Source organism: Pseudoalteromonas sp. Isolate3 (genome assembly GCF_022398505.1).
Lineage (GTDB): Bacteria > Pseudomonadota > Gammaproteobacteria > Enterobacterales > Alteromonadaceae > Pseudoalteromonas > Pseudoalteromonas apostichopi.
Window position 1 is genome coordinate 1 of the sequence record NZ_JAKEVN010000103.1, and the last position, 15,475, is coordinate 15,475.

Here is a 15,475-nt window from a genome sequence, read left to right on the forward strand (position 1 = left end):
ATTAATAACACCGTAGAGCAGCTACCGAGTCACAGTCAATTTTTAGAAAAAGTACAAAATTAATTATGAAAAAAACACAGACATTTTTAGCGTTAACGACCGCATTTACACTTTTTAACTCGACAGCGAGTTTTGCACTTACCGCTTCACCAGAAAATTGGTGGGTTGGAATGCAAAACGATTCTTTGCAAGTAATGCTTTACGATAACAATATTGCTAATAAAGCGTGGCAAATGATGCCTTACAAGGGCGTTGAGTTTAAAGGGGTGACAACAACAAATAACCCGAACTACGCTTTTTTAGATTTAAACATCAGCGATAATACAAAGCCGGGAAAACTGACTTTTAAAGCTGAAGATGGCACAACCTTTACTTACCCATTAAATGCTCGAGATAAGCAAAGTGCCAACCGCGATGGCTTTACAAACAAAGATACGCTGTATTTAATCAATCCTGATCGCTTTGTAAATGGTGACCCAAGTAACGACAGCGTTGCAGGTATGCAGGAGGCTGCAAATCCGAGCTTCAAAGGAGGTCGTCATGGCGGTGATATTCAAGGTGTTATTAATAGCTTAGATTATCTTGAGGACTTAGGTGTAACGCAACTTTGGTTAACACCTGTGCTTGAAAATGACATGCCAAGTTACTCTTATCATGGTTATGCTATTACTGACTTCTACAAGGTTGATCCGCGTATGGGCAGTAATGCGCTTTATAAAACCTTATCAGCAGAAGCGAAAGAGCATGGTATCGGCTTAGTGATGGACATGGTACTTAACCACTTTGGTTCATCGCATCAGTGGATGGCTGACATGCCAACAGTAGATTGGGTTAACTTTGATGGCAAGTTTGAAAACGGTAAAAATGCCACAAGCCACGCCAGACAAACAATTCAAGACCCTCATGCCAGCCAATACGATAAACGTCAATTTAATGATGGGTGGTTTGTTGAGTCGATGCCTGATTTAAATCAGCGCCAGCCGTTACTCTCAACTTATTTGATTCAAAATGCCATTTGGTGGATTGAATACGCCAACTTAAGCGGCATTCGTGTTGATACCTATTCATACTCAGATAAAGCGTTTTTAGCCGATTGGACTAAAGCGATTATGACCGAGTATCCAAACTTTAATATTGTTGGCGAAGAGTGGACAACCAACCCGGCAATTGCATCTTATTGGCAGCGCGGCAAAGTCAATCAAGATGGATATACCTCTGATTTACCAAGTGTGATGGACTTTTCATTACAAGAGGCGTTGATCCAAGCACTTAACGAAGAAGAAAGCTGGAATACAGGTTGGATAAAAGTGTATCAATCGCTGGCGAATGACTTTTTATATGCTGATACAGATAACATTTTAGTGTTTGCTGATAACCATGACATGAGCCGTGTTTACACTGAGCTTGGTCAAGACCTTGCAAAAACTAAATTAGCCATGACGCTGCTGTTAACAACTCGCGGTATTCCACAAATCTATTACGGTACAGAGCTTTTGCTTGATAACACGCCAAGTAATGACCACGGTGATATTCGCATTGACTTCCCTGGTGGATTTACGGGTCAAAAAACAAATGCATTCACAGGCAAAGGCCTTTCAACTGATCAGCAAGAGATGTTAAGTACCATTAAAAAACTGCTTAAGCTGCGCCAAGAAAAACCAGCGCTAAGTGAAGGTCGTTTAATGCATTTTTCACCAAAGCAAGGCGTTTACAGCTATGTTAGAGAGCATAATGGCCAAACTGTATTGGTCGTTCTTAACAAAAACCAACAAGCTATTGATTGGGATTTAAGCTACATGCAAGAAGTGCTGAAAGGCAATAATAAAGGACGCGATTTAATCAGCGAAAAACGCGTTGAACTTGCAGCGCCAATCCGCTTAAAAGCTATGCAAGCACGCTTAATCGAGCTTGAATAATTGCAACTAATAGGCTGAATACGTATGCATTTACTGTCCGTATGCAGCCCTTAACATTAGTATGAACTGATATTTACAGAAAAATGAAGTAATGATGACAACATACAAACTAACTGCGTTAGTAGTGGCTTCGGTTTTAGGTTTAACTGCCTGTGGTAACGATGCGCCAGTACAGCAGAACACGCAAAAGCAGCAATCAGAATCGAGCCAAGCAGCTATCTCTAAGCCTGTGGTTTATCAAGTATTCACTCGATTATTTGGTAATACAAATACCACCAATAAACCGTGGGGTACATTAGAAGAAAATGGGGTAGGTAAATTCGCTGATTTTAATGATGCTGCATTACAAGGCATTAAAGAGCTAGGTACAACACATGTTTGGTACACAGGTGTACCGCGTCATGCTTTAGTAACTGACTATACCGAATACGGTTTGTCACAAGATGACCCTGATGTTGTAAAAGGCCGTGCAGGCTCACCTTATGCAGTGAAAGACTATTACGATGTTAATCCTGATTTAGCAATTAACCCTGAGCGCCGCTTAGAAGAGTTCGAAGAGCTAATCAATCGTACTCATGAGCACGGTATGAAAGTTGTTATTGATATTGTGCCAAACCACGTAGCGCGTAACTATGAGTCGGTCGCAAAGCCTGAAGGTGTTAAAGATTTTGGTGCTGAAGATGACATGACGAAAACTTATGCTCGCGATAATAACTTTTACTATGTAACAGGGCGGTCATTTCAAGTTCCTACCAGCGATAGCTACCAAGTGTTAGGTGGTAACCCGCATCCTCTAGCAGATAATCAGTTTGCTGAAACACCAGCAAAATGGACGGGTAATGGGGCACGTGCAGCTAAACCTGACATCAATGATTGGTACGAAACAGTTAAAATTAATTACGGCGTGAAACCAGATGGCAGCTACGATTTCCCGACGCTACCTGCTGATTACGCTGATAAAGATTACCGTGCGCACTACGCATTTTGGCAAGATAAAGAGCTACCAAATAGCTGGTATAAATTCCGCGATATCGCGCTTTATTGGTTAGATAAAGGTGTCGATGGTTTTCGTTATGATATGGCAGAGATGGTGCCTGTTGAGTTCTGGAGCTTTTTAAATTCATCAATCAAGATGCAAAAAAGCGATGCTTTTATTTTGGCTGAGGTTTATAACCCAACGCTTTACCGCCCATATATCCAGCAAGGTAAGATGGATTACCTTTACGACAAAGTCGGTTTTTACGACACAGTTAAAGCTGTGATGCAAGGCAAGCAATCAGCGGATACTATTTTCGATATCCAAAGCCAAGTGGCTGATATTGAAGAGCACATGCTGCACTTTTTAGAAAACCATGATGAGCAACGTATTGCTAGCCCAGATTTCGCGGGCAGCAGTGAAAAAGGTAAGCCGGCTATGGTGGTTTCTACATTAATGTCGCGTTCGCCAACATTACTTTATTTTGGTCAAGCTGTCGGTGAAGATGGCTCTGAAGATGGTGGCTTTGGCGACCCAACCCGCACAAGTATCTTCGATTACATGGGTGTACCTGCGCATCAAGCGTGGATGAATAATGGTAAATTCGATGGTGGTGCGCTTTCAAAGCAGCAAGCTGATCTACGCGCTTACTACACTAAGTTAATGTCGTTAAACACGCTTCCTGCCATTGTTGGTGGTGACATGCAAGCGGTTGAATTGACGGGTTCAGAGCAAGTCATTGCCTTTACGCGTAAGCTTGGCCAACAACTGGTGCTTGTAGTAAGTAACTTTTCAGAGAACCCACAAAATGTTGAGCTTAACCTTAACCAAGCGTTGTTACCTAAGCTTAACCACAGTGATTTAACGTTAACTGATAACCTAGAAAATCATGCCGACATTGTGATTTCTGAGGCAACAACGAATGGGCCAATTCAATTACAAATGAATGGTTTAAGCAGTGCAGTATTTACTCTAAAGGCTGATTATGACTAATAACAAACCAACGCTAAGCTTTTGGCAAATATGGAATATGTGTTTTGGATTCTTAGGGATCCAATTTGGCTTTGCATTACAAAACGGTAATGTGAGCCGTATATTTCAAACCTTAGGTGCCAATGTTGATGACATTCCAATCCTTTGGGTTGCAGCGCCGCTTACAGGTCTTATTGTACAACCGATCATCGGTTATTGGAGCGATAAAACTTGGAATAAGTTAGGTCGCCGTCGTCCGTTCTTTTTTTATGGGGCTATTCTAACAACGTTATCGTTATTCATTATGCCTAACTCACCAAGCCTTTGGATTGCAGCGGGTATGCTATGGATCATGGATGCGTCAATTAACGTGACCATGGAGCCATTCCGTGCACTTGTTAGTGATAACCTGCCTAAAAAGCAACGTGCAACTGGTTATGCAATGCAAAGCTTCTTCATTGGTATCGGTGCGGTTGTCGCGTCGGCATTACCTTGGATGATGACTAACTGGTTCGATATTGCCAATACAGCACCAGCTGGACAAATCCCAGATTCTGTAAAATTTTCGTTTTACTTTGGTGCAGTAGTTTTAATTATTGCAGTGTTTTGGACTGTGTTTACCACTAAAGAATATTCCCCAGAAGAGCTAGAAAGTTTTCATGAGCAAGAGCAAAGCAATGACTCGAGCGATGTTCAAAGCGATGTGAATTTTAACAAAGGGGCTGCAATTTTTACGGTTCTTGGCCTTGTCGTTCTTGGAATTGTTACAGGTCTATCTCTTGAAAAAGAGCTTTATTTGCTTGCTGGTGGTTTGATTAGTTTTGGTGTTATTCAATTTATAGCCGGTGCTCTAAAAGCTAAAAATGCAACCAGTGGTGGCTTTTATCAAGTTGTGAATGATGTATTCACTATGCCAGAAACAATGAAACAATTGGCTTGGGTACAATTTTTTAGCTGGTTCTCATTGTTTGCAATGTGGATTTATACCACCTCGGCGGTAACAAGTTTCCACTATGGCAGCAGTGATACAAGCTCACTTGCATACAACAATGGTGCGGATTGGGTTGGTGTGTTATTTGCCGCTTACAATGGCTTTGCTGCCATTGCAGCACTGTGTATTCCGATTGTCGTTAAAAAAGTGGGACTAAAAATGGCCCATGCTATCAACCTAGTGTTAGGTGCATTAGGGCTGGTCAGCTTTATTGTTATTAAAGATCCAAGTTTACTGATCTGGCCAATGATTGGGGTCGGTTTTGCTTGGGCGTCAATTCTCTCTTTACCATACGCAATGTTAAGTACCTCAGTACCAAGTAAGAAAATGGGTGTGTACATGGGTATCTTTAACTTCTTTATTGTTATCCCGCAGCTTTTAGCGGCAAGCGTATTAGGCCTAATTTTACGCCACCTTTTTGATAATCAACCGATTTATGCGTTAGTGCTAGGTGCAGTGTCATTCGTACTAGCAGCGGTCGCCGTACTGCGCGTTAAGCAACAATAATAAGGACACACAATGAAAAAATTTAATCTAATTACAGCAAGCTTTTTAGCATTAGGTTTAACAGCTTGTAGTTCAGAACAATCAGCAAATATAGCGGTAGACCAAGTTTCTGCACCGGGTGCACCGGGTGTTGAGCCTTTTTGGGCATATTCTGGTAAAACAGGTATTGGTACCTCTTATGAGCAATACCAAGACGGTCACTATAGCGACGCAGCTGCTACCGGCAAAGTATCAAAAGTTTGGTTTTCAATTGCTAAAGGCATGATCACAGAAACCATGTTTGGTTTAATTCACCAAGCACAAATCAAAGATATGCAATTTGTTGTCGTTGGTAAAGATTTTACCGTAACAGAGAACGATGATCTGGATGTAAGCATTGATTATTTATATAAAGATGACGCAGGTCGCCCATTATCGCTTGCGTACAAAGTAGTAAGTAAAGACAAGCAAGGTCGTTTCACCTTAGAAAAACATATCTTTACAGATCCTAACGGGCAAACACTGTTTGTTCGTAGTGTATTTAATACAGACCTTGAAGATGTGAAAGCCTACGTTAATGTGAATCCTTATATCGATAACAATGGCTTAGATGATTTTGCAAAAGTGACTGACAAGGGTCTAGTTGCTTGGCAAGATGATAACTTTTTATCTTTACAAGCCGCTCAACCATTCAAACAAGCAAGCGTTGGCTTTACGGGTGTAAGTGATGGCTTAAAAGAGTTGAGAGCATCGCAATCATTACCAACTACTTACCAAAATACCGGTGATAAGTCGGGTAATGTAAGCTTACTTGCAGAGCTGGGCGAAGTATCAAAAAACACCACCTTTGATTTAGCTTTAAGCTTTGGTAAATCTGAAGCTGCAAGCCTCAAAGAAGGTCAAGCAAGTTTAAACCAAGGCTATCAAAAAGTGCTTGCTGCATATAACGGTGAAGGTGCTGCCATTGGTTGGCAAGACTACTTAACAAGCCTTGAACCTTTGAGCACATTAACTAACAGCACTGCTGATAATGGTAAGCTGCTCTATACCAGTGCTATGGTGTTAAAAGCGCAAGAAGATAAAACTCATGCAGGTGCTTTAATTGCGTCACTTTCTAACCCTTGGGGTGAAACGGTTTCGGCTAAAACAGGTTCTACCGGTTATAAAGCGGTTTGGGTTCGTGATTTCTATCAAGTTGCAATGGCATTTATGGCCATGGGTGATGCACGTACTGCTAAAACGGCGTTTGAGTATCTAGAAAAAGTACAAGTAACAGATAACACACCAGGCAATGGTGGTGACACTGGCTGGTTCTTACAAAAGACACATGTTGATGGTGAACTTGAGTGGGTAGGTGTACAGCTTGACCAAACAGCAATGCCAATTATGTTAGCTTGGAAACTTCATCAAGCAGGCGTACTTAGCGATCAAGAGCTGACAGATTGGTATGGCAAAATGTTAAAACCAGCTGCTGATTTCTTGGTTGATGGTGGCCTTGCCAAAATTCTTTGGAACGACACGCAAATTACACCTCCAGCAACGCAACAAGAGCGCTGGGAAGAACAAAATGGTTTTTCCCCATCAACAACAGCTGCGGTTGTTGCAGGTCTAGTGACAGCTGCTGATATTGCTAAAAAAGCAGGTGACACTAAAAATGCAGAGCGTTACCTAGCAACGGCTAAAACCTACAACAGTGAAATTGAAAGCACGATGTTTACGACTCAAGGTAACCTTAAGTCTGAAAACAGCGATGGTGAATATTTCATTCGTATCGGTCAAGACAAAGATCCAAACTCATCAACTACACTTAACGCCAATAACGGTCGTGAAGGCTTTGACAAAAAGCAAATCCTTGATGGTGGTTTCTTAGAGCTTGTACGCTATGGTGTACGTGATGCACTTGCTCCGAGCATTGTAAAAACATTACCAGAGTATGATGACGAAACTTTAGTTGATAACCTTCAAGTACGCTATACCTTTAACTTTGCTGATGGTTCGGGCTCATTCCCAGGCTACCGCCGCTATGGTAACGATGGTTACGGTGAAGACCAAATGACAGGTAACAACTACGCTGAAGGTGGTAACAACACCCCTGGTCAACGTGGTCGTGTATGGCCGTTTTTCACAGGTGAGCGTGGTCACTATGAAATCGCTGCGGCAAACGCAACCAATAGCCTAGATGCGATGAAGCAACAAGCGATTAAAGACACCTACGTAAAAGGAATGGAAGCTTTTGCCAATGAAGGCATGATGTTACCTGAACAAGTTTGGGATGGCGTAGGTAACAATAAAGCTGGTTATCAGCTAGGTGAGGGCACAAACTCGGCAACACCGCTTGCTTGGACTCACGCTGAATACATCAAGTTACTTCGTTCAGTGAGCGATAAACAAGTATGGGATCATTACCCAGTTGTTGAAGATGCATTGAAGTAAGTTTTACTAACGCATTGACACAAAAGCCACAGCACTTGCTGTGGCTTTTGTTTTTAAAGTTGCCTGCCTCTAAGTAGCGAACAAATCACTGCGTTGTTAATGATGGAAGCTATAAAAGAATTGCTTATCCAAATGATGATGTACCTGTTACTATTGGCATGTGTCCTGATGTCATAATTCGCAGTTATAGGACACTTGGAATCGATTTACAAGTACGCGTTAATGAAGGTATGCGTGATAACTTTACTTTATATCCATCAAGAAGAATATGAGGTCTAACAAAGTCGGATTCAAATATTGATCACCTTCGTGTCCCTTACTTACAGCATTTCTTTCAACGACATGTGCAGAGCCTGACTTTAAGTGAAGACGTTAGTAATTATAAAAGGAGAGATATTGTAACTTGGATACTATCTGGCAACTTACCCCATGTTGGAATAGTGACAGCTGAACTATAAGGAGTTACAACAAGGCCACTCATAGTAACGATATGGCCTAATCACTTAGATATGTTACTTAATTACAAAATGACAGGACATTAACGTTATAAACCTAAAACCCTAGCATTTGCATTGGGCTTCAATTACTTACCATTTTAATATACATTTAAGTTATCTTTGAACCTGTACTAGGTAAACCTGAATTTAGCATAAAAAGGAATTAATATGAAAACTGCTAGATGGTTCGTTGCCAGCTTTTTACTGCTCTTTACGACGACTGTTTTTGCTTCAAAGGAAGTTGTGATTGAGAAGTCTGATAAATTTACTGCACTGTCAAAAGGCTTTAAGGTAAGTGTTAGAACTGGCCCTACAAAAAACGCTAAAATTTATGACTTTTCGACAAAGAAAATAACCATCGCTGATGAGCATGGTGCACCTTTTCAACGTTACTATTTGCAACTTGTCAAAGCCAATAAAGAGTGGGCTAAAGAAATAGTTACGTTTGACGACAAAACGAATGTAATTGACTTAAATGCACTACTTTTTGGTCAATTGATAGATACTTCGGAATTGAAAAAATTAGACTCTGCGCATGCTTTTTCTTTCTATAATCGCCTTGAACGTATTCTCTCGGAAGAATATGGCACATTTGAACAGGTGTACAGAGATGGTCTTGCTGACTATCTAAGTTATATGTCGATAGAGGCCGGTTTTGATAATTACATAGCGAGAACAGGTATAGCGGGTGATAAACTCATACAAGCACTTAAAAAAGTAAATATGCCGCCTTTGGTTGAACACCAACAATTAATTACTGAGTTTATTAAAGCTGTAAATCAAAAAGACAAAACGTGGTTGTTGGCCCAACAACAACCTAATTCCTCACAAAGAGCCTCAGGGATTTATGCGCGCGGTTTAAACGTACTTTTTGAGTACTTTGACAGAATCGGTAACCCTACAAAGTTTAATATTATACGAGAAACGCAAGGCCGTTCTTTTGACCTTAATTCGAATAAATACTTTATTATTGAATTGCTTGAACATAAAGGCCAACGAGAAAAAGTAGAGATGGAGTTTATGTTTGTAGACACTTATGGTGGCCGCTTTATTGCTGAGTATGATATTACAGGCGTGCATTTTCGCTAAGTTAACATTTAAGTGTCGCGAAAAAGTAAAGCCGCACGTTGTGAAAACGTGCGGCTCGGATATTCCTTCGTTACAGCCCCGCTTTTTTCGCGCGAGCAGCGTGTAGCTTTTTGTAACTTTCGATTAAACGAAGGTGCCTATCTAAACCTTCAAGCTTCATGCTGGTTTCTGTTAAGCCATAAAACATCACATCGCCATTAATTGAGCCAACTACAGCATCCATGGTTTCTTGACCAAACATACGAGTGAAGCTGTGAATGTAATCTTCAATCTCAAGGTCATCGCTTAGTGCTACTTCTAACGTTGCGTGCATTGCCTGGTAGAATAGGCCACGTTCAACAATGGTATTGTCATTATATTGTAAGAAAGCTTCAACCAGCTCCATTGCCGCTTCTAAATCACCGAGTGCTAAATAAATAAGCAGTTTTAGCTCAAGAATCGTTAACTGACCCCACACTGTGTTTTCATCAAACTCAATGCCGATTAAGGTGATGATATCAATGTAGTTATCTAGTTCACTTTGTTCTAGGCGTTCAACTAAATCGGCAAGTTGATCTTCTGATAAACGGTGTAGGTTTAAGATATCTTCGCGGAAGTTCAGTGCTTTATTGGTATTGTCCCAGATTAAGTCTTCTACAGGATAAACTTCTGAGTAATCGGGCACCAAAATGCGGCAAGCAGTACCAAGGTCTGAGAACTCAGCAATGTAAGCTTCTTTACCTAAGCTTTCTAAAATTCCGAATAAGCTCGCTGTTTCTTCTTCATTGCTGCCAGAGAAATCCCATTCAACAAAATCATAATCGTGTTTAGCGCTGAAGAAACGCCATGAGATCACGCCCGTTGAGTCAATAAAGTGCTCTACAAAGTTTTCAGGCTCAGAAACCGCCATGCTATTGAACGTTGGCTTAGGTACATCGTTTAAGCCTTCAAAGCTTCTGCCTTGTAATAACTCAGTTAAACTGCGCTCTAACGCAACTTCAAAGCTTGGGTGCGCACCAAAAGAGGCAAATACCCCTCCTGTTTTAGGGTTCATGAGTGTTACGCACATCACTGGGAACTGACCACCTAGCGAGGCATCTTTTACTACAACAGGGAAACCTTGTTCTTCAAGACCATTAATACCCGCAACAATACCTGGATATTTATTTAATACTTCCTGTGGTACGTCTGGTAAAACAATTTCTTGTTCAATGATTTGACGCTTAACGGCACGCTCGAAAATTTCAGATAAGCATTGTACTTTTGCCTCGGCAAAATTGTTACCTGCGCTCATACCATTACTTAAGAATAAGTTTTCGATCAGGTTTGAAGGAAAGTAAACAGTTTCACCGTCTGAATGGCGAACATAAGGAATAGAGCAAATACCACGATCTTTATTACCAGAGTTGGTATCGATTAGGTGTGAGCCACAAAGTTCACCATCTGGATTATAAATTTCACGGGTGTAATTATCTAAAATACCCTCTGGTAGCGAGTCACCGTCAGTTAGTGCAAACCACTTTTCATTTGGGTAATGTACGAACTCGCTATTGGCAATGTCTTCGCCTAAAAACTGATCGTTATAGAAGAAGTTACAGTTTAAGCGCTCAATAAATTCACCTAAAGCTGAGCATAACGCGCTTTCTTTGGTCGCACCTTTACCATTGGTAAAACACATTGGCGAAGCAGCGTCACGGATATGTAAAGACCACACATTTGGCACAATATTACGCCAAGAAGAGATTTCGATTTTCATCCCTAACTCTTCAAGGATGGACGTCATATTTGCGATGGTTTCTTCAAGCGGTAAATCTTTACCTAAAATAAATGTGTTGCTGTCATCACCTGGTTTTGCCATCAGCATTGCTTGCGCATCAGCTTCAATGCTTTCAACAGTATCGATTTTAAATTCAGGGCCGGTTTGAATAACACGTTTTACTGTACAGCGTTCAACAGAGCGTAAAATACCCGTGCGGTCTTTCTCAGAAAGGCTTTCTGGTAATTCAACCTGAATTTGGAAAATTTGGTTATAGCGGTCTTCTGGGTCAACGATATTGTTTTGTGCAACACGAATACCATCTGTCGGGATATCGCGTGAATTACAATACACTTTAATAAAGTAAGCCGCACACAATGCAGATGAAGCTAAGAAGTAATCGAATGGACTTGGTGCAGTGCCATCACCCTTATAGCGTATAGGTTGGTCTGCAATGACAGAGAAATCATCAAACTTAGCTTCAAGCCTGAGGTTGTCGAGAAAATTAACTTTAATTTCCATTAAAAAATTCCACCTTTGTGCGCGTTGCTATCTAAGCTTTGTGTGCCAGATAAGCGTTTTCATCATAATAGGTGTAATTATCTGCTTTTTCGAAGTAATAGTCTTGGGTAAATCGAAAAAAAACTAATTTTAATGCAATAAGTTTCTGGTTGGGAAGGGAGTAGGCGATAACAAAGCTGTTATCGCTAAAAATTAAACACTCGAACCACGAATAATTAACCGTGGTGGTAAAAGGGTATTCTCTACATCTTCACCCCGAATGAGTTTGAGCAGGTTATCTACCAACATTTGTCCGGCGAGGGTAGTGTCTTGTTGAACAGTGGTAAGTGGTGGGTTTACAAAGCTGGCAACCGCAATGTTATCAAAACCAACAACATGTACATCATCAGGGACCTTGATTTTTGCTTCTTTTAACGCGCGAATAGCACCAATAGCAATCAAGTCGCTGGCCGCAAATAATGAGTTAAAACGAATGTTATTTGCTATGAGGGAACGAGTCGCGTGATAGCCAGATTCTTCTGTTGAAATAGCATTAGCCATCTTACGCTCGTTTAAAGCCACGCCTTTGGCTAAGAATGCATCTTTAAAACCTTGGTAGCGAGCAAAAAACTCAGGGCTATGATCAGAGGCATCACCAATAAATGCACAATCAGTTCTTCCGGTTGCGAGTAAATGCTCAGCAGCTAATTTACCACCGCCGTAGTTATCACAGCTGACGGTTAAATCTGGGCGGTTATCTACGCTTGCCCCCCAACATACAAATTTAGTGTTTTGGTCAATTAAGGTTTTAAACTTAGGCTGATAATCGAGGTAATCACCATAACCAAGCAAAATTAGGCCATCTGCACGGTGGCTGTCTTCGTAATCAGCTTGCCAATCAGAGCTGCTAGACTGAAACGATACGAGTAAATCGTAGCCTTCTTTTGCACAGGCTCTTGTAATACTGCCTAGCATTGCTAAGAAGAAAGGATTTATTTGTGATTCATCCGAGGTTGGATCTTCAAATAATAAAAGTGCCAGGGTGCTACTTTGTTGTGTTCTTAAGTTACTGGCATTTTTATCAACTTTATAGTTGAGCTGCTTTGCTACCTCGTGAACACGTCGACGCGTTTCTTCGTTGACCAAAGGGCTATTTCGCAGCGCGCGAGACACGGTTGACTGTGACACACCCGCATAATGTGCAATGTCAAATGATGTCGCCTTACCTTTCATATGGTTACCAAATAACAGAAGAAGTATTTCCATTTTCGGCTATTTAATATTTTTTTCAAGCTATTTGTGACAAGCGGCGTGTGTGTGATTGTTCTGTACACAGCTAGGCATTTTTTATGCGTATATATATGCTTTTTCGATACTTAATACGCAGGTTTTCTTAATAAATACGTATGCATGCACAAATAATGAAAATTTTTATTGATCCCAATCTGACACCGGTGTCATAATGTCACTGTTTTATCATTTTGTTGTCAAAACGTATTTGGCTGCCCATTCAATTGGGCAGCATTTTTTTAATACAAAAGATAGCTTCCTTGAGGCAATGACCCAAAGTTTAGCAGACACAATGGCTTTGCCATTGAAAACTAGAAAAATAAGCGGCAACTAGCTTAGACAAATAGAGAAAACAACATGAACACACAGACAACGACAGAATTCGCTCCTATTCTTGTTGCCGATATTGGCGGCACTAACGCTCGTTTCGCTTTAATCACTGACTTTAATGCACAAACTAACCAGTTTGTTATCGAGCATAATTTAACATTCCCAAGTGCTGACTTTGGCTCTTTAGAAAGTGCAATTACTCAGTATTTCAGCCAAATTTCATTTCCAAAGCCAAATCGTGCATGTTTAGCGGTAGCGGGCCCGATTAAAGCAGGTCAAGTACATTTAACAAACCTTGGCTGGCACTTTAATGTTGCGGACTTAAAAGCTGAATTCGCATTTGAGCAACTTGAAGTAATCAACGATTTTGCTGCATTTGCTTATGCGGCTCCTTATTTAGATGATTCACAAAATATGGCCGTTAAAGCAGGCCAAGCTGATGAAAATGCTAATATTGCCGTAATGGGACCTGGTACAGGTTTTGGTGCTGCGTGTTTAGTTCGAACATCTCAAGGCAGCGCTGTTCTTAGCTGCGAGGCAGGCCATATTACTCTTGCAGCAGTAACTGAATTAGACCGGTTGCTAATTACTGAACTTAAAAAGCAATTAAATCATGTGTCTGTAGAGACTGTGTTCTCAGGTCCTGGTATAGCGCATTTATATCGTGCTATGGCTGCAGTAAAAGGCGTTGAAGCTAAGAATTTAGATGCAGCACAAATCAGTGAGTTGGCAACTACAGGTCAATGTGAAGTGTGTGATGCAACGCTAAATCAATTTTGTGATTGGATTGGTAGCGTAGCAGGGGATTTAGCCCTGACATTTGGCGCATTAGGTGGCGTATTTATTGGTGGTGGTATTTTACCTCGCATGCAACAACGTCTATTATCTAGTCGATTTGTTGAACGTTTTGCAGACAAAGGCATAATGTCGCAATATACTTCACAGATCCCTGTTACGCTTGTAACACAAGACAACATTCCATTCATTGGTGCTGCTGCGTGTATACATGTTAAAAGTAACGCGTAATTAGCAGTTGGATGTAGAGCGGATGAAGAAAGTAACCATCAACAGTGTCGCCAGCTATGCCGGTGTATCGAAAAAAACAGTATCTCGCGTTCTCAACAACGAGCCAAACGTGAGTGATGCAACGCGCGAAAAAGTACTTAAAGTATTTAAAGAGCTTGATTACACGCCAAACCCAATTGCACGAGGTTTGGCACAAAACCGTAGTTTTATTATTGGTTGCTTATACGATAATCCTAGTAAAAGCTATATTACCCGTGTCCAAACTGGTGCCTTAGCTGCCTGTCATGAGCTTAATTACAACTTATTGATCCATCCTTGTGAGTTACGTGGCGACGAATTAATTAGTAATATTGAGCAGTTGATTCAAACCTCGCGTTTAGACGGTATTGTACTGACCCCTCCATTTTCAGATTTTCCTGAACTTGTAAGCTTTTTAAAATCGAAAAAGATCCCGTATGCTCGCGTCGCATCAGCGGTACTTGAAGACGACTCTATTTCTGTAAGAAGTAATGATGAGCAGGGAGCTTTTGAAATAACTGAGCATCTTATTAAGCTTGGTCATAAAGAAATCGCTTTCATTAAAGGTCACCCTGATCACAGTGCTACAGAGCAACGTTTTAAAGGTTACCGAAGAGCACTTGCTTCAAACGGCATTGAGTTTGATGAGCGCTTAGTTGAAGAAGGTAACTTCAGTTATCACTCAGGTGTTGACAGTGCCCGTACTATTCTAGATTTAAATCCTCGGCCAACGGCGGTATTTGCTTCAAATGATTACATGGCAGCAGCGGTGTTAAAACTTGCTACGCAAATGCAGTTAAGAGTGCCAGATGATATTTCTATCGCTGGATTTGATAACGCTCCAATTGCTCGTCATATCTGGCCAGGGTTAACTACCATTGCTCAACCAGTTGAAGAAATGACTCAGCAAGCAGTCAAGCAATTGATTACTCATATTAGTGACCCACAAGAGTCGCCTTATCAAGTAACCCTTGAAGCAAAACTCATTACTCGTGAGTCGACAGCTGCAATTAAATAAATTTCATCTTGTTTTTTCACAGTAGCCCGAGAATGAGTGACGCGTTCTCGGGCTTTTTTATTTCAGATGGGAAAAATGGATAACAACACTTTAACTCATTGTTTTAAAATAGAACTAACTACAAACTTAGGCTAGAGGGTACGCCTTTGATAGTAGTACTTCATATGAATTCTGCTCATATTCTACTAAAATAAAGT

General features: G+C 40.8%; 9 protein-coding genes and 1 pseudogene. 8 read left to right on the forward strand and 2 right to left on the reverse strand.

Annotated elements, in window-relative coordinates; all coding sequences use genetic code 11:
- Positions 1-65 precede the first annotated feature (65 nt).
- From L1D46_RS16395 to L1D46_RS16420, 6 genes and pseudogenes are all read left to right on the forward strand, one after another.
- Positions 66-1,916 (forward strand): glycoside hydrolase family 13 protein, encoded by a 1,851-nt coding sequence (locus L1D46_RS16395; protein WP_130051340.1) that lies wholly within the window; start codon positions 66-68, stop codon positions 1,914-1,916.
- Between the two features lie 91 nt (positions 1,917-2,007).
- Entirely contained in the window at positions 2,008-3,885 is a 1,878-nt protein-coding gene (locus L1D46_RS16400) for an alpha-amylase family glycosyl hydrolase (RefSeq protein WP_239977888.1), read from the forward strand.
- Complete coding sequence (locus L1D46_RS16405) at positions 3,878-5,362, forward strand: MFS transporter (protein WP_167657846.1); 1,485 nt, start codon at positions 3,878-3,880, stop codon at positions 5,360-5,362. The genes L1D46_RS16400 and L1D46_RS16405 overlap by 8 nt, the downstream gene beginning before the upstream one ends.
- Before the next feature lie 12 nt (positions 5,363-5,374).
- Complete coding sequence (locus L1D46_RS16410; protein WP_239977889.1) at positions 5,375-7,774, forward strand: glucan 1,4-alpha-glucosidase; 2,400 nt, start codon at positions 5,375-5,377, stop codon at positions 7,772-7,774.
- Between the two features lie 95 nt (positions 7,775-7,869).
- Positions 7,870-8,232, forward strand: a pseudogene (locus L1D46_RS16415) (DUF1287 domain-containing protein); the annotation flags it as partial.
- Positions 8,233-8,439: 207 nt separating this feature from the next.
- Positions 8,440-9,360 (forward strand): hypothetical protein, encoded by a 921-nt coding sequence (locus L1D46_RS16420; protein WP_239977890.1) that lies wholly within the window; start codon positions 8,440-8,442, stop codon positions 9,358-9,360.
- Positions 9,361-9,430: 70 nt separating this feature from the next.
- Here L1D46_RS16420 and L1D46_RS16425 read toward each other — a convergent pair whose 3' ends face one another.
- A complete protein-coding gene (locus tag L1D46_RS16425) occupies positions 9,431-11,617 on the reverse strand; it encodes an OsmC domain/YcaO domain-containing protein (RefSeq protein ID WP_239977891.1) in 2,187 nt (728 codons plus the stop codon).
- Positions 11,618-11,809: 192 nt separating this feature from the next.
- Entirely contained in the window at positions 11,810-12,829 is a 1,020-nt protein-coding gene (locus L1D46_RS16430) for a LacI family DNA-binding transcriptional regulator (protein ID WP_130052281.1), read from the reverse strand.
- Positions 12,830-13,243: 414 nt separating this feature from the next.
- On the opposite strand from L1D46_RS16430, the gene glk reads away from it, so the two are divergent.
- Both glk and L1D46_RS16440 read left to right on the forward strand, forming a co-directional pair.
- A complete protein-coding gene (gene glk / locus L1D46_RS16435) occupies positions 13,244-14,242 on the forward strand; it encodes a glucokinase (RefSeq protein WP_130051348.1) in 999 nt (332 codons plus the stop codon).
- 22 nt (positions 14,243-14,264) lie between these two features.
- The gene (locus L1D46_RS16440; RefSeq protein WP_130051349.1) at positions 14,265-15,278 is read left to right on the forward strand and encodes a LacI family DNA-binding transcriptional regulator; all 1,014 of its coding nucleotides are present in this window, start codon (positions 14,265-14,267) and stop codon (positions 15,276-15,278) included.
- Positions 15,279-15,475 lie beyond the last annotated feature (197 nt).

Excerpts from the sequence above, each read along its gene's own strand:
- L1D46_RS16430 (WP_130052281.1), bottom strand. The coding sequence starts at position 12,829 with ATGAAAGGTAAGGCGACATCATTTGACATTGCACATTATGCGGGTGTG.
- L1D46_RS16400 (WP_239977888.1), top strand. The coding sequence starts at position 2,008 with ATGATGACAACATACAAACTAACTGCGTTAGTAGTGGCTTCGGTTTTA.
- glk (WP_130051348.1), top strand. The coding sequence starts at position 13,244 with ATGAACACACAGACAACGACAGAATTCGCTCCTATTCTTGTTGCCGAT.
- L1D46_RS16440 (WP_130051349.1), top strand. The coding sequence starts at position 14,265 with ATGAAGAAAGTAACCATCAACAGTGTCGCCAGCTATGCCGGTGTATCG.
- L1D46_RS16405 (WP_167657846.1), top strand. The coding sequence starts at position 3,878 with ATGACTAATAACAAACCAACGCTAAGCTTTTGGCAAATATGGAATATG.
- L1D46_RS16410 (WP_239977889.1), top strand. The coding sequence starts at position 5,375 with ATGAAAAAATTTAATCTAATTACAGCAAGCTTTTTAGCATTAGGTTTA.
- L1D46_RS16395 (WP_130051340.1), top strand. The coding sequence starts at position 66 with ATGAAAAAAACACAGACATTTTTAGCGTTAACGACCGCATTTACACTT.
- L1D46_RS16425 (WP_239977891.1), bottom strand. The coding sequence starts at position 11,617 with ATGGAAATTAAAGTTAATTTTCTCGACAACCTCAGGCTTGAAGCTAAG.
- L1D46_RS16420 (WP_239977890.1), top strand. The coding sequence starts at position 8,440 with ATGAAAACTGCTAGATGGTTCGTTGCCAGCTTTTTACTGCTCTTTACG.